The following is a 14,361-nucleotide window of genomic DNA, read 5'->3' as shown; positions in this document are numbered from 1 at the left end:
CATGCGCCCGCTCACCGTCACCCTGCTGCTGCGGCACCTCGACGCGGACAGCACGGTGGCGGACTGGGCGCTGCGGCGCCTGATCCGGGCCGCCGCCCGCTTCGACAACCCCGTCGGGGAGCGCGCCCGCGCCTACATCCTCGCCCACCCCGAGCCCCGCCTCGTCGACCCGCTGTGCGAGGCGGCACTGAACTCCCGCCGGCTGGCGGCCTTCTGCGCCACACACCACCTGGTCCCCTCCGACGAGGTCCGGCGCGCCGTCTTCCTCGTCCGCACGCGACAGCACGAGCAGTACCGGGCGCTGGACCCGGATGGCGCGCTGCTGGCGTTGGGCTACGAGGGGGCGTCGGCCCAGGGACGCTTCGAGCTGCGCGCCGCGATGGCGGAACTCGGCGATCTGGACGTGCTGCGCGTGCTGGCGCGCGCGGGCGGGCGTTCCCGGGCCTCCGCCCCCGACGCCCCCGTCTACTACGGCGAGGGGGAACGCCGCTACCTGGTGCGCCTCTTCGCCGAGCGCGGTGACGGGGAGCGGGTGTGGCGGCTCCTGCCCCACCTGCCGCTGACCGAGGCCGTGGACGCGGTACGCGACGGCTGCGGCGGGTGGCGGCCGTCCGACCCGGCCGAGCGCGAGCTGTTCGAGGCGCTGCGGGTCGCCGACCCCGCCGCCGTGCGCGCGGGCGTAGCCGCCCTGTCGGTCAGCCGGTCCCCCCGCTCTCTCGTCCCGCAGGCCACGATCGTGCCGAGCGACATCGACCCCCGGGCCAAGCTGGTCACCGATCTCGCGTTCGCGCCGGACGGCACACGGCTGGCCTTCGTCGGCGGGGTCCGGGGCTTCGCCTGGGACGTGGACCTGCGGGACCTGGGCAGCGGCGGCAGCGGCGGCGGCCGGCCGATGCGGGCGCGCTCAGTCACCGGCTTCACATACGTCGCCACGCGCGTCGCGCATCTCGGGGACGCCCTCGTGGTCGTCGAGGGCGCGATGCCGGACTCCACGGGGACCCGGGAGGTGCGCCGGCTCGTCCGCGCCGGGCTCGGCGACGGGTCCCCGGCCGCCGCCGGCGTCCCGCTTCGTCCGACCGGCTTCGAGGCCCAGGAGATCCACGACGTGCGGTGGATCGCCGGGAAAGGGAGAGAAGGGGAAGGGAGAGAAGGGGAAGGAGCAGCCTTCGTCGTGCTGGGGTCGGACGCCCGGGAAGGGAGCGTCTACTGGATCGGGTCGCCGATACCCCGCGCGTCGGCGGCCGCCGGCGGCGACGATCCGTTGGTCGACATCGCCCCGGCGCTCGGCACGACGCTGGCCCGCGTGCGTCCCATCGGCCCGCCCGGCATGGCCGTGGATGCCGACGGCCGGCACGTGGCGTTCTTCGGCTACGACGGCCGGGTCGCGGTGGCCGACTTCTCCGACCCCGCCCATCCCGTCGTACGCGAACGCGCGGACGGCCACGAGACGACGCGAAAGGACTGGGGGCCCCTCGGCGCCCTGGGCCCTTCCTCCCTGGTGCGCGCCGCCGGAGACGAGCTGCTCGTGTGGCATCGGCCGCTCTCCTCCCACCCGCTGCCCGTCAGAGCCCCGTTCCGGAAGGAGGCGCGGCGCGACCTCGCCTGGGCGCCCGCGCTGAACCGGTTCGTGGCGGCCAGCGTGAGCCATCTCATGCTCCTCGACACGCCGCTCACCCCGGAGCAGTCCCTGCGCGACTGCGTGGCCGAGCGGCTGGAACTGCTCGGCGGCGAGTCCTACGAGCTCAGGGCGCGGTTCTCTCCCCGGGGCGACGCGCTGGCCGTGGCGTCCGCGGGCGCCGACCGCTGCGTCGTCACGCTCTACGCCCTCGCTCCCCTCGCCCTGCGCCGGTTCATCGACGGGCCCCTCGACCGGATGGGCCCCGGGCACCTGAACGCCGTCTCGGCGGCGTTGACCAGCCCGCTGCTGGACGCCGCCACCCGGGAGACCCTGACCCTGCTGCATGCCTGCCTGGAGCACCGCTTCAGCCACGACATCGCCGTCGGCGACGCGTCCGCGGCGACGGTGTTCCGGGACGACGACATCGCACTGGACGGATGAGGCCCATGGGGGAGAGCCCGGTGAGCACCGCTGAGGACGCCGCCCAACTGCTGCGCCGGACCGGAAACCGGCGGGCCGACGGCTCCCGGGGCCTGCGGGCCCGGGCGGGTGGCCCGCACGACATCGCCCTGAGCCGGGAGGAGAGCGCGTGACGACGCGTATCGGCATCGACTTCGGCACGGCGAACACGGTGGTGGCGACGTGGGACCAGGAGCACGACCGTGGCGTGCCGATCCCGTTGCCGGGTCTGGATCTGCTGCGGGAGGCGGGGCCGGGTCCGACGCAGCGGGTGGTGCCCTCGCTGATCGCCTACGCCGACGGCGGCGCCACCCGGCGTCTGGGCGCGCAGGTCACCGAGGGGTTGGCCGAGACGCCGGGGGTGACGGTCTTCGCCTCGACCAAGAGCAACGTCTCCGGCCGCGCCTACGACGCGCCCCGCCCGGTCGGCGAGCGGAAGATCACCGGGCGGCAGGCCGCGACCGACTTCCTGGGCGGCGTGATGGCGTTGGCCCTGCTGACGGTGGAGGACGAGGACCTGGAGATCGTCGCCACCGCGCCCGTTGAGTCCTTCGACGGCTACCGCGACTGGCTGGTGCGGGAGGTGCGCGAGGGCCTGCCGACCGCGCGGCTGCGCGTGGTGGACGAGGCCACCGCCGCCGCTGTGGGCTACCGCGCCCGGCTCAACCCCGGAGAGGCGTTCGGCGTCATCGACTTCGGCGCGGGCACGCTGGACGTCTCGGTGGTGCGGGTGCAGGAGCCGGACGCCGCCGGGGCGGGGGCCGGGGTGCGGACCATCGCCAAGAAGGGCCTGGACCTGGGCGGCAACCACATCGACGCCCTGCTGGCCGAGCACGCCATCGCCCAGCTGCGTCTCCCGCCCGGCGACCAGATCCTGCGCAACCGCGTCTTCCGCCGCCTGCTGGCGTCCGCGGAGGCGGCCAAGCGCCGCCTGGCAACGGCCGAGCGTGCCGAGGTCGCCGCCGGCGAGGCGGGCGGCGTCACCGTCACCCGCGGCGAGTTCGACGCGCTGCTGCGGGACAAGGGCGTACTGCGGCGCGTCAACCAGGCGCTGCGCTCAGCCCTGGACGCCGCCTCCGCCCGCGGCTACCCCGCCGCCGACATCCGCCAGCTCTTCCTCGTCGGCGGCAGCTGCCTCATCCCGGCGGTCCAGGACGTCATCCAGCTGCACTTCGACCCCGAGGTGGTACGCCTGGACCGCCCGCTGGAGGCGGTCGCCGCCGGCGCAGCCGGCATCGCCGGCGGCAGCGAGCTGTATGACCACATCCAGCACGACTACGCCATCCGCCACGTCGACCACGCCACCGGCGACTACGCCTTCGAGACCCTGGTCGAGGCCGGCACCGCCTACCCCACGCCCGAGCCGGTCAAGACCCTCACCGTCAAGGCGGTCCACGACGGCCAACGCCGCCTGGGCCTGGCCATCTACGAACTCGCCCACGCCACCTACCGCGACGCCAGCGCCGAACTGGAGATCGCCTTCGACCACGCCGGCGGCGCCCGTGCCACCGCCGTCACCCCGCAGCAGCGCCAGCAGCGTTCCATGCTCTGGCTGAACGAGGACAGCCCCACCTTCCTGACCGCCGACCCCCCGGCCACCGCCGGCCAGGACCGCTTCCGGCTGGAGTTCCGCATCGACGCCCACAAGCGTCTGACCGTCACCGCCTACGACCTGCACCGCCACACCCTCGTCCTGGACCGCCAGCCCGTCATCCGCCTCGCCTGACCCGGGAGGGAACCCGATGTCGCACTTCACCCGCGTCCGCACCGAGCTGCGCGACCCCGAACTGCTGGCCGCCGCGCTGGCCGCCGTCGGCTTCCCCGCTACCGCCGTCGAGACCCACGACGCACCCCAGACCCTCTACGGCTACCGGGGCGATGCCCGCCCCGAACGCGCCGAGGTCATCATCCGCCGGCGCCACATCGGCCAGGCCAGCAACGACATCGGTTTCCGCCGCCGCGACGACGGCCGCTTCGAGGCCATCATCAGCGACTACGACCGCAACCGCTACGACCAGGCCTGGCTCACCCGCCTCACCCGCGCCTACGGCCACGCCGCCGCTTTGCGCTACGCCGAGGACAACGGCTACGAGGTCTCCGAGGACGTCCTCGACGAGAACGGCCAACGCCGCCTCCTCCTACGCCGCTACACCTGAGCCTGCCGTTGCGGGACCGGGTGCCGCTGGTGGCCGGCTCCACGCGTGAGGGTGGCGGTGTGGTGTTCGGCGTGCGGTCCGTACATGTCCCAGACGGCGGCGGTGACGGCGGCCTCGAACGCGGGATCGCCGGCGGTGAGGAAGAAGCCGAAGTCCGTTGAAGTCCGTGCGCTTCTTCGACGTTCGTCCGGGTCGCCCGGACCCGCCTTGGCCCGGGCGTGACGTTTCGCCTCCGCCAGGGGGGCCAGGCCCGCCCGGGGCTGGTCCTGGGCGCGGACCGCGTCGAGGACGGCGCGGTGGCTGGGCCACTGGAACGGGGTGCTTGTCAGCGCTTGTCAGCGCTTGTCAGCGTTGCGGCTCACGCGGGATAGGCCAGGTAGACCAGCGCGGCGAGCGCGCCGCCGGCTATCGGGCCGACGACCGGGACCCAGGAGTAGCCCCACTGGGGCGAGCCCTTGCCCTTGATCGGCAGCAGGAACGCGTAGGCGAGGCGGGGGCCGAGGTCGCGGGCGGGGTTGATGGCGTACCCCGTCGGGCCTCCGAGCGACGTGCCGATCACCAGGACGACGAAGGCGACCCCGGCGTAGCCGAGCGCCGAGTTGCCGAAGTCGGGGACGCCGTCGCTCACGGTGTAGGTGGGGGAGAAGAGCACGAAGGCGACCAGGACGAAGGTGCCGACGGCCTCGGTGACGGTGTTCCAGGCCCGGTGGGCGATCTGCGGGGCGGTGGCGAAGATGCCGAGGGTGCCGCCGGGCTCCGGGTGGTCGTCGAACTGCAGCTTGTAGGTGGCCCAGCAGACCACGGCGCCGAGGACGCCGCCGAGCATCTGCGCGACCAGGTAGACCGGAACGTCGGACCACTCGGTCTTGTCGGCTATGGCGAGGCTGAGGGTGAGCGCGGGGTTGAGGTGCGCGCCGCTGGGCGCGGCCAGGCTGGCGCCGGTGAACACCGCGAAGCCCCAGCCGATGTTGATGAACAGCACGCCGCCGTCGTTGCCGTTCGTCTTCCGCAACACGTTGTTGGCGACGACGCCGGTGCCGAGAAGGATCAGCACGGTGGTGCCCAGCAGTTCCCAGAGAAATATCTCGTCCGTGCTCACCCGTTACCTCCACAACGTCGTGGTCCTGCAGGCGGGTTGGGCAGAACGCCCCCACCTATGGATGCCCGGCGCACCCTACTTGATCCCCGGTGGCGGGCTACAGGCCCTGTCGGGCAATTTCCGTCGGAAGGGCCCGGGCCGCCGGGGATGCGCGACGGCTGGGCCATGGCGGCTGTCCGGGTGACCGGCGGTGTGTCGTTGGCCTCCGACGATGCCCGCAGGGGTTACCACCGGTGGTGTCGCCGTCGCGGCACGGTGATGCCGGCATCTCGATCACCTCTCCACCGCCTCTCCATCACCTCGATCACCGACCCTCCCGCCGGTCATGGCCCGCCCCGCATGCGCAGTCCGCGACCGCACGACCGCACGACCGCACGACCGCACGACCGCCCTCAAGGGACCACGAAAGGGGCCCACCGTGGCCGTACCCGTCACGATCGACCACCGAGACACCGCCTACAGCCTGCAGCGCGCCTACTGGCTGGCCCTGGCGTCCGACCTCGCCTACAAGGACGAGGCCACCATCGAGGACCAGGCCAGGGAGTGGGGCTTCGACCGAGTCCGCCACCACCAGACCCGGTTCACCCCGCCATTCCCGCTGCAGGACACTCAGGCGTACACCATGGCCGACGACGACATGATCGTCACCGCGTTTCGCGGCACGGAACCGCAGCAGATCAAGGACTGGCTCACCGACGCCACCACGCCGCCGAGCCCCGGCCCGGGTGGCACCGGGTTCGTGCACTACGGCTTCGCCGAGGCCCTGGAGTCGATCTTCCCCGGGGTCAAGAACGCCCTCGCCGAACTGCGCACCAACAGCCAGAGCCTGTGGTTCACCGGCCACAGCCTGGGCGGCGCGCTGGCCATGCTCGCCGGCGCCCGGATGTACCTGGAGGACCCGAAACTGGCCGCCGACGGCGTCTACACCTTCGGCCAGCCCCGCACCTGCGACGCGACCCTGGCCACGGCGTACAACGAGGGCTTCGCGAACCGGATGTACCGCTTCGTCAACAACAACGACGTCGTCCCCCAGCTCCCGCCCGAGCCCGCGTACGCCCACGTGGAGGTCCTGCGTTACATCGACTCCGGCGGAAGGATCCGCGAGTCGATGTCCCTGCTCGGCGGGCTCGCCGACCGCGCCGCCGGCCTGACCGAAGACCCCCTGGCGCCGGCCAGCGACGGGGTCCGGGACCACCTCATGCGCAGCTACCTCGCCGCCCTGGAGAAGAACCTCACCTGACCGGGGGCGGGGTTCAGCTCCCGACGTGCATTCCGGGGCGGCGTGCGGGGTCGGGCTCGTGCTTGCGGATGATCTCGCGGGTGACCGGTGCGGTGTCACCGCGGCCGAGGAGGAAGTAGCGGAGCATGTGCCGCACGGGGCTGCCTTCGGCCCAGGCGAAGTAGCAGTGCGGGCGGACGCCGGTGGCGTCGCGCAGGGCGAGCAGGATCGCGGCGATGGCGTTCGGCGCGGCCGGGGCGTCGGCACGCAGGATCCGGTGCCGGCCGACCTCGATGCCGTGCACGGAGAGCGTGTCGCTGAAGTCGGACGGGTCGACCACGTCGATCTCCAGGAAGATCACGTCGGCGGCGCCGGGCACCGGATTGGCGCCGCGCTGCTCGCGTTCCTTCGCGGTGTACTCGGCGTCGTCGCCGGCCTGACGGCGGTTGGCGATGATGTTGACGGCGTTGTCATAGGCGAGGGTGTCGACGATGAACTGGCGGGCGGCCGGGTCGAACTCGATGCGGTCGGCACGCAGCTCGGTGGTGCGCGACACCCGGGAGATCAGGGACACGGCGATGATGCCGGCGATGAACATGCCGGAGATGGCGATGCCGTCGGGCTTGTCGATGATGTTGGCCACCAGGGCATAGAGCAGGACCGCGGTGAGCAGTCCGAAGCCCATGATGCGCGCGCGCTGGTGGAGGCGGACTGCCGAGACGGTCACGGCGAAGGCGGCGGAGACCATCATGGCCAGGATGCCGGTGGCGTAGGCGCCTGCCTGAGCGTCGACGTCGGCGTTGAACGCGACGGTCGTGACCAGGCACAGCAGGGTGTAGACCATCACGACCGGGCGCACGGCGCGTCCCCATTCCGGGGCCATGCCGTAGGAGGGCAGGTAGCGCGGGACGATGTTGACCAGCCCCGCCATCGCCGAGGCGCCGGCGAACCACAGGATCAGGATGGTGCTGATGTCGTAGGCGGTGCCGAACGCCTCCCCGAGCTGCTCATGGGCCAGCCAGGCCAGGGCCCGGCCGTTGGCGTCGCCGCCGGACTCGAACAGATCCTCCGGGATGAGCACGGTGGTGACGAAACTCGCGCTCAGCAGGTAGACGCTCATGGTGACCGCGGCGGTGGTCAGCAGCCTGTGGGTGTTGCGGATCCGGGAGCGCATCTGCTGCTCGGCGTCGACGCCGTCTGCCCTCACCAGCGGTATCATGCTCACTCCGGTTTCGAACCCGGACATCCCCAGGACCAGCAGCGGGAACGCCAGCAGCGCCGGCCCTGCCAGGTCCCCCAGGTCTCCCAGGCCCCCCAAGCCGCCTCCGCCTTCGGTGAGCCTGTCCGTCCACGCCGACCACGCGCCCGGTGTGGTGACCACGTCCGCCACGCCGACGGCGATGATCACCGCGTTGAGTGTCAGGAAGAGCACGACCAGCGGGATGGCCACGACGACCGCTTCGCTGAATCCGAGGAGGAAGACCCCGCCCAGCACCAGCAACAGCACCGCCGTGATGGCAACCTCGTGGCCGTGCAGGGCATGGGGCAGATACGGATTCTCCACGATGTGCACGGAGGCGTCCGCGGCGGACAGCGTGATCGTGATGATCCACGATGTGGCCACGAAACCGAGGAGGACGAGCACGAACAACTTGCCGCGCCAGAACGGCAGCAGGTCCTCCAGGATCGCCACCGACCCGGCGCCGTGCGGGCTCTCCCGGGCGACGCGGCGGTACATCGGCAGCATCCCCACCAGGGTCAGCGCCACGATCAGCAAGGTCGCCAGCGGCGACACCGCGCCCGCCGCCAGCACGGCGATCGCCGGCACGTAGGCCAGGCTGGAGAAGTAGTCCACCCCGGTCAGGCACATCACCTTCCACCAGGCATGGGCCTCCACGCGCTCCTCACCGGCGGCCGGCCCGACCGGCTGTACCCGGTGGCGCAGCAGCCAGTGCGCCAGGCGGCCGGTTGGCTGTGGGCGCAGAGCAGGGCTGTCCACCACGGCCGGCACCGTCGGCTCCGTCGGCTCCGTCGGCTCCGCTGGCTGGTCCATATCCTTCATAGCCCTGTCGGCCCTTCTCCTTCCTGCCCGGCAATCGCGTACCCCGCCAGGCGACGACGAGCGAGTATCCCCGAGGGCGACGCATCAACGGAATGGCACCGAGAACGACGGCGCCGCCTGCCCGCAGCGGTTTGAAAGCGTTCAATAGAGGGCGCAAAACGCTACAACGGCTTCATTCAGCCCCGCGTACGGGATCAAGTGCTCATGCCGGCAGGGGGTCCGGTGCCCCTCGCCGCGGAAATCCATACGGGCTCTTAACGCAGGAATGCCACTCGGGGATCAACAAGCCGTGACATCACCGCTCCGCCAGGTAGCAGGGCGGCAGGAGCGGCCAAAAATCTGTCGACGCTGTTGCCCGCTTCGGGAATCGTCTGACGGCATGCGACAGGAAGAGATCTGGAACGCCGAAGTCGCCCAGAGCTATGACACGCCTGGCGCCGGCATGTTCGCACCAGAGGTTCTGGAACCGACACTGGACCGCCTCGCCGAGCTGGCCGATGGTGGGCGGGCGCTCGAGTTCGCCATCGGCACCGGCCGCGTGGCCGTCCCACTCGCGCGGCGAGGGGTGCCGGTCACCGGCATCGAGATGTCGCAGCCGATGATCGACCAACTGCGCACCAAGGCGGATGACGCGACGATCCCGGTCGTCGTCGGCGACATGGCGACGGCCCGCGCTCCGGGCACATTCCAGCTCGTCTACCTCGTCTACAACACGATCTCCAACCTGCTCCGCCAGGCCGAGCAGGTCGCGTGCTTCCGCAACGCCGCCCGCCACCTCGTCCCGGGCGGACGGTTCGTCGTCGAGCTGTGGGTTCCCGAGCTGCGGAAGCTGCCCCCCGGACAGCAGGCCGTGGTCAGGCAGTCCGAGGCCGGTTACATCGGACTGCACACCTACGATGTCCTGCGCCAGCACGTCCTCTCCCACCACTTCTGGTTCGACGACGGCAGCACGGCACGGGTGTTCCGCAGCCCGCACCGCTACATCTGGCCGGCCGAGCTCGATCTCATGGCTCAGCTCGCCGGATTCGAGCTGGAAGCCCGGCACGCCGACTGGCACGGAGCCGAGTTCACCGCCGAGTCGCGCTCTCACGTCTCCGTCTACCGACTCCCTCCCGCGACCAGCCCCATGTGAGCGGGCCGAGACGCTCATCGCCCGCCGCGCGTCGGGCGCGCGTCGGGCGCGTGTTTGGCAGTGGGGCAACGCCTGTGCGAGCCTGCTGTCTCTCCTCCGAAAGGGCTGGCCGTGACGCTTGGCATGGTTGTCTGGGACGTCCGCTCTCGCGCTTCGACGCGAGGGCGTTAGCGGCCACCTGCCTCAACGCACACGCCCGTCCCGTGGACGGGCGCCGGTTCAGTCTGCTCCTCGTCGAAGTGCTCTTCGTGTCCCCGCACGTTCGATCACGAGGAGTATGTGGTGTCCACGATCCACTGGACGGAAGGCCACACCCACCAGTCCGCCCGCTGGCATTCCGAGAACGGCGCCCGCCCTCCGCGACGCGTCGTCGTCGCGGACGACCGGACGAAGGCCGACGACGCCCACCGCCAGGCATGCGCAGGAACGGCCCTGCTCTGGCAGGGCGACTTCCACAACGCCCGGCAGCTGCTGCGGGCGATGGGCCGTCGCATCGATCGCGCACTGCCCAGGCCCAACGCCTCCCCCCGGAGCGACTCCTTCCAGCTGCACCGACGCGCCGGCGGGCACCGCGCCCGCGTCCTCGGCAGGCTCCTGGTGCTGCTGGATGACGACTACGCCCTGGCGTCGCGCCGGGCTCCCGACGTTCGCCAGGCGTGCATCGGGGCCTATGGCCCGCCGAAGGGACCCATGGTGGTCTCTCTCAGGGAACTGCTGGGGGTGATCGGCGCTCACCAGTGGCGCCTGAAGGGGGTCGAGGTGCCCGCGCTCGGCGCCCGCGTCCACCCCCACTACGGCGTGTTCGCACCCGTCAGAGGCGAGTACGTCGACCTGGTCGCCCACGCGCCGCTGCCACCGGTGATCCGGCACAGCCCCGCCGCCGGCACAGCATTCGATCTCGGCACGGGAACCGGCGTCCTCGCCGCGGTCCTGGCCCGCCGGGGACTCAACCGCGTCGTCGCCACCGACAGCAACCCGCGCGCCCTGGCCTGCGCCAGGGAGAACGCCCACCGGCTCGCGCTGGCCGACCGTATCGACGTGACGGGCCCCTGCCTGTTCCCCGAGGCGCGCGCCGACCTCGTCGTGTGCAACCCGCCATGGATCCCCGCCCGTCCGGCCGGCCCGATCGAGCAAGGCGTCTACGACGCGGACGGCGCCATGCTCCGAGGCTTCCTCGCCGGACTGTCCGCCCACCTCCGACCGGGCGGCGAGGGCTGGCTCATCCTGTCGGACCTGGCAGAGCACCTCGGCCTCAGGACACGCGGGCACCTGCTCGCCGCCATCGACGCGGCGCACCTCCGGGTCGTGGACAAGATCGACACCAAGCCCCGGCACCCGCGGTCCAGGGACACCGCCGACCCGCTTCACGCCGCCCGGCGTGCCGAGACCACGTCCCTCTGGCGCCTGATCCCCGTGGTGTAGAGCGCCGCGACCGGGCGACGCGCCGCTCTCCGCCCGCCGCCCGCCGCTCATGCGATGGCGGTGACGCCCTCGTATGTGCCCTGGCGTGCTTGGCCGGTCACCTCGTATTCGAGGAGCAGCAGGCCGTTCGGCGTGGCCTCGTGGTGGCGCAGGCGGAGGCCGGACGGGGTGCCCGCGCCGGTCAGCAGCCGTCGGCCGGTGCGGAGGACGGCGGGGGCGACGGCGAGGCGGAGCGTGTCGATCAGGCCCGCCGACAGGAGCGAGTCGCCGAGGCGGGCGCTGCCGTGGATCTGGAGTTCCCGGCCCGGCCGCGCCTTGAGTTCGGCGACCGCGTGGACCGGGTCGCCCCTGAGGACGATCGTGGGGTCCCAGGTCCCTTGGGCGAGGGTGTTCGTCACGACGTACTTCGGCAGGGCGTTCATCCGCCGGGTGAACGGGTCGGCCGGGTCGGTGATCTTCGGCCAGTCGCGTGCGAACGCCTCGTAGGTCCGCCGTCCGAGCAGCAGGCCGTCGGCGAGGTCGAGCCAGTCGGAGGCGCGTTGGAGGAACGTCTGGTCCATGTGGGGGACGAGCCAGCCGCCGCGAGTGAATCCGTCGCTGGTGTCCTCGTCCGGCGAGCCGGGTCCCTGGCTGACCCCGTCCAGCGTGACGAACTCGGTGAGGGTGATCTTCATCGCGTGCCCTCCGCGAGGGCGGCCAGCTGGGCGGTGACCGTCCCCGTGCCCTCGGCGAAGCCGAGCTTTTCGTGATGAGCCCGGGCGTCGGGGGTGCCGTGCCGGACGACGAGCCGGTAGTCCGTGCCGTCGGGGTGATCGTTCAGGGTGACCGTGGCGGTCATCGCGACCGGGGCCGGGCTGGCGGGACGCCACGTGCTGTCGATCGCGTTGGTGAAGACGATCCGCTCGAGTTCGTCGACGGCGAGGAAGCACGCGTTCAGGTGCGGGAGGAATTCATCCCCGTCGTCGCTGAGGCTCGTCACGAACGCCCCGCCGGGCCGCAGGTCCAGGCGGTCGACCCGGCAGCGGGACGGAGCCGGGACCCACCACCGCTCAAGCCGGGACGGGTCGGTCCAGGCCTCCCACACGGTCGTGCGGGGGGCGCGGATGATCCGCTCCAGGCCGAGGTCGAGGTCACGGTCAAGGCTCATTGCGCTTCTCCTCCGGGTCGGTGACGAACTGTTCGAGGCGGTCGGTGCGCTGTTCCCATATCCGGCGCTGCTCCGCGAGCCAGTCGTCGACCAGGGCGAGCCGCTCGTGGTTGAGCACGCAGGTGCGCACCCGGCCGGACTTGACCGTGCGGATGAGCCCGTTCGATTCGAGCGTCCGCACGTGCTTCATGAAGGAGGGGAGGGTCATCGGGAACGCGCGGGCGAGGTCGCCGACGCTCGTGGGCCCGTGGCCGAGGCGCCGGACGACGGCGCGCCGGGTCGGGTCGGCGAGGGCCACGAACACGCCGTCGAGTTGCGCCGAATACTGTGCCATGCGGCTAAGTATTGCGCCGGGCGATAGTGAGCGCAAGGGCTAAGTGTTGAGTCGCGTCGGCCGCGTCAGAGAAGCCGGCTACCCCACTCCCGCGTGGCTCGCCGTCGGAGGACTTCGTCCGTCAACGCGACCCCGGGCGCCTGCCCGTCATCATCGGCCCCCTGCGAGAGCGGGCCGAGGCCGAGGCACTCATGCGGTGAGCCGGTCTGCCAGGACCCGTGTCTCTCTCACGCACGGGTCGCCTCGTTGATCGCCCGCGCGTAGTCCGCCGCGGTGCGGCCCGGTGCCCAGCACTTCTTGATGTCGTCGTAGTACCACGTGAAGCCGCCGGGGATGCCCGCCGAGGAGCGCCAGGCGACCATCCTCTCCTTGACCTGTTCCGGCGAGTCTCCCTGTGCGCACTCGGGGCCGTGCTTGCACCACAGGCCGGGATCGACGGGCATGCCCAACTTCTCGGACCACCACGCGGGATCATTGCCGGAGCCGCCGGCGTAGACCTGCAGATAGGCGCGATCCATCAGTGAGCCGAGGCCTTTCCTGACCTCCTGCCAGTGCGAGACTCTGGTGTACGGCACGATGGTGAAGCTGATGTATCCCATCGCTTCCGTCATGCGCGCGAAGTCGATGGTCGATGTGGCGTCGTAGTGCGATTCGTCGTCGTTGTTGATCGCGTCCGCCCCGGTGGCATTCTTCAACGCCAGGAAATTGCGGTACAAGATGCTGTCCGGTCCGGTGCCCTGCTGGTGGATCAGGGCGTGAATGTTCTCCCAGTCGGAGGCGCCCGCCGAACCGACCGACGCCTCGATGCGGTTGACCGACGTGGGGGCCTGCCTCAGCGTCCGCAGCCGGGCAGGCCATGCCGCGTTGCCGACATACTGGCCGTTCGACACGACCTTGGCATCGTTGTAGTAGAGGTCGCCATTCTCCTGGACGTGGATGCTCCAGAGGATGACCGTTGTGAAACCCGAGGACCGCAGGATGTCCATCGCGGCCTGGCCGTCCCCGTAGAGTGGTCCGCCGCCGTAAATGGCTGACCGGCCGGCGGCGACCGGAACTGTTTGGCTCATCCGGGACTCCCCCTCCCGTTGTAATTTAGACATCACGGCCTTCGGCTGACATCTAACATTTCGCCGCGCAGAGCCTACCCAGAGCGTTTTCCCGAAATGCCCACGGTGATTGTTGTGCCGAATCTCAGGTGGCGTGGGTCCTGCCGCGGCGCGCGCAAGGGGCGCGCTGTCCGGCGCGGGCGCCGCGCGCCGAAGCCGTCCGTGACCGGGCGAGATCAGCCCGCCGCTATCGAAAGTGATCGTTTCTGATCGATTCACGTCGCGCCGATTGACGCTGTGTTCCGATCGGTTGAGCCTGAACGGCACGTGCCATCGGTGGCCGCCGATCACCTCCCTGGCACGAGCACGCACGGACGGCGAGAACCCAACCCCCCACGATGGGAGCCGCCCCATGCACGTCCAGCATTTCTCGCACGCCACAGGTCGGCGCCGCGTCCGACCGCCGCGCCTGTGGCGCCTCGCCCTGCTCCCGGCCCTGGCGTTCCTCGCCGCGTTCCTGATCGTCCCCTCCGCCCAGGCCGCGCCGGTGACCATAGCCAACGGGACCCAGTTCACCGATCCGAACGGGGAGCCGGTCCACGCCCATGGCGGGGGCGTGGTCAAGGTCGGCGAGTACTACTACTGGTTCGGCGAGAACCGCAATGAC

General features: G+C 71.3%; 13 protein-coding genes and 1 pseudogene. 8 read left to right on the top strand and 6 right to left on the bottom strand.

Annotation, left to right across the window (positions count from 1 at the left end; translation table 11 throughout):
* Window position 1: 1 nt before the first annotated feature.
* From ACTWQH_RS29215 to ACTWQH_RS29200, 4 genes are read left to right on the top strand one after another with little or no spacing between them, the layout of a single operon-like run.
* Window positions 2-2,059, top strand: a complete 2,058-nt coding sequence (locus tag ACTWQH_RS29215; protein WP_443289792.1) for a hypothetical protein — start codon at window positions 2-4, stop codon at window positions 2,057-2,059.
* A gap of 20 nt (window positions 2,060-2,079) precedes the next feature.
* Complete coding sequence (locus ACTWQH_RS29210) at window positions 2,080-2,211, top strand: hypothetical protein (protein WP_443289791.1); 132 nt, start codon at window positions 2,080-2,082, stop codon at window positions 2,209-2,211.
* Window positions 2,208-3,803 (top strand): Hsp70 family protein, encoded by a 1,596-nt coding sequence (locus ACTWQH_RS29205; protein WP_443289790.1) that lies wholly within the window; start codon window positions 2,208-2,210, stop codon window positions 3,801-3,803. The genes ACTWQH_RS29210 and ACTWQH_RS29205 overlap by 4 nt, the downstream gene beginning before the upstream one ends.
* Window positions 3,804-3,819: 16 nt before the next feature.
* Window positions 3,820-4,233 (top strand): DUF1257 domain-containing protein, encoded by a 414-nt coding sequence (locus ACTWQH_RS29200; protein WP_443289789.1) that lies wholly within the window; start codon window positions 3,820-3,822, stop codon window positions 4,231-4,233.
* Between the two features lie 358 nt (window positions 4,234-4,591).
* Here ACTWQH_RS29200 and ACTWQH_RS29195 read toward each other — a convergent pair whose 3' ends face one another.
* The gene (locus ACTWQH_RS29195) at window positions 4,592-5,332 is read right to left on the bottom strand and encodes an MIP/aquaporin family protein (protein ID WP_443289788.1); all 741 of its coding nucleotides are present in this window, start codon (window positions 5,330-5,332) and stop codon (window positions 4,592-4,594) included.
* Window positions 5,333-5,750: 418 nt separating this feature from the next.
* On the opposite strand from ACTWQH_RS29195, the gene ACTWQH_RS29190 reads away from it, so the two are divergent.
* The gene (locus ACTWQH_RS29190; RefSeq protein ID WP_443289787.1) at window positions 5,751-6,572 is read left to right on the top strand and encodes a lipase family protein; all 822 of its coding nucleotides are present in this window, start codon (window positions 5,751-5,753) and stop codon (window positions 6,570-6,572) included.
* A 13-nt stretch (window positions 6,573-6,585) separates the two neighbouring features.
* Here the strand turns inward: ACTWQH_RS29190 and ACTWQH_RS29185 are convergent, their stop codons facing one another.
* Window positions 6,586-8,604: an amino acid transporter gene (locus tag ACTWQH_RS29185; protein ID WP_443289786.1), complete on the bottom strand. Its 2,019-nt coding sequence runs from the start codon at window positions 8,602-8,604 to the stop codon at window positions 6,586-6,588.
* A 388-nt stretch (window positions 8,605-8,992) separates the two neighbouring features.
* Between ACTWQH_RS29185 and ACTWQH_RS29180 the strand changes: the two genes are divergently transcribed.
* Together ACTWQH_RS29180 and ACTWQH_RS29175 are read left to right on the top strand one after the other, a co-directional pair.
* Window positions 8,993-9,745: a class I SAM-dependent methyltransferase gene (locus ACTWQH_RS29180; RefSeq protein ID WP_443289785.1), complete on the top strand. Its 753-nt coding sequence runs from the start codon at window positions 8,993-8,995 to the stop codon at window positions 9,743-9,745.
* Between the two features lie 282 nt (window positions 9,746-10,027).
* Window positions 10,028-11,167 (top strand): methyltransferase, encoded by a 1,140-nt coding sequence (locus ACTWQH_RS29175; protein WP_443289784.1) that lies wholly within the window; start codon window positions 10,028-10,030, stop codon window positions 11,165-11,167.
* Window positions 11,168-11,214: 47 nt separating this feature from the next.
* Here the strand turns inward: ACTWQH_RS29175 and ACTWQH_RS29170 are convergent, their stop codons facing one another.
* From ACTWQH_RS29170 to ACTWQH_RS29155, 4 genes are all read right to left on the bottom strand, one after another.
* Entirely contained in the window at window positions 11,215-11,841 is a 627-nt protein-coding gene (locus tag ACTWQH_RS29170; protein WP_443289783.1) for a dihydrofolate reductase family protein, read from the bottom strand.
* A complete protein-coding gene (locus tag ACTWQH_RS29165) occupies window positions 11,838-12,314 on the bottom strand; it encodes an SRPBCC domain-containing protein (protein ID WP_443289782.1) in 477 nt (158 codons plus the stop codon). The genes ACTWQH_RS29170 and ACTWQH_RS29165 overlap by 4 nt, the downstream gene beginning before the upstream one ends.
* On the bottom strand, window positions 12,304-12,648 hold the full coding sequence (locus ACTWQH_RS29160) for an ArsR/SmtB family transcription factor (protein WP_443289781.1): 345 nt from the start codon (window positions 12,646-12,648) through the stop codon (window positions 12,304-12,306). The genes ACTWQH_RS29165 and ACTWQH_RS29160 overlap by 11 nt, the downstream gene beginning before the upstream one ends.
* Window positions 12,649-12,875: 227 nt before the next feature.
* Window positions 12,876-13,715 carry a hypothetical protein gene (locus ACTWQH_RS29155; protein ID WP_443289780.1) on the bottom strand — a complete coding sequence of 280 codons (840 nt, stop codon included), beginning with the start codon at window positions 13,713-13,715 and terminating at the stop codon, window positions 12,876-12,878.
* Between the two features lie 391 nt (window positions 13,716-14,106).
* On the opposite strand from ACTWQH_RS29155, the pseudogene ACTWQH_RS29150 reads away from it, so the two are divergent.
* Window positions 14,107-14,361: pseudogene (locus ACTWQH_RS29150) on the top strand (hypothetical protein); the annotation flags it as partial.

The organism is Streptomyces sp. 6N223 (genome assembly GCF_052246635.1).
Taxonomy (GTDB): Bacteria; Actinomycetota; Actinomycetes; order Streptomycetales; family Streptomycetaceae; genus Streptomyces.
This window is presented reverse-complemented; position numbering and strand designations above follow the sequence as displayed.

Coding starts and splice junctions, on each gene's coding strand:
- ACTWQH_RS29215 (WP_443289792.1), top strand. CDS start 2: ATGCGCCCGCTCACCGTCACCCTGCTGCTGCGGCACCTCGACGCGGAC.
- ACTWQH_RS29200 (WP_443289789.1), top strand. CDS start 3,820: ATGTCGCACTTCACCCGCGTCCGCACCGAGCTGCGCGACCCCGAACTG.
- ACTWQH_RS29185 (WP_443289786.1), bottom strand. CDS start 8,604: ATGGACCAGCCAGCGGAGCCGACGGAGCCGACGGAGCCGACGGTGCCG.
- ACTWQH_RS29180 (WP_443289785.1), top strand. CDS start 8,993: ATGCGACAGGAAGAGATCTGGAACGCCGAAGTCGCCCAGAGCTATGAC.
- ACTWQH_RS29170 (WP_443289783.1), bottom strand. CDS start 11,841: ATGAAGATCACCCTCACCGAGTTCGTCACGCTGGACGGGGTCAGCCAG.
- ACTWQH_RS29165 (WP_443289782.1), bottom strand. CDS start 12,314: ATGAGCCTTGACCGTGACCTCGACCTCGGCCTGGAGCGGATCATCCGC.
- ACTWQH_RS29160 (WP_443289781.1), bottom strand. CDS start 12,648: ATGGCACAGTATTCGGCGCAACTCGACGGCGTGTTCGTGGCCCTCGCC.
- ACTWQH_RS29155 (WP_443289780.1), bottom strand. CDS start 13,715: ATGAGCCAAACAGTTCCGGTCGCCGCCGGCCGGTCAGCCATTTACGGC.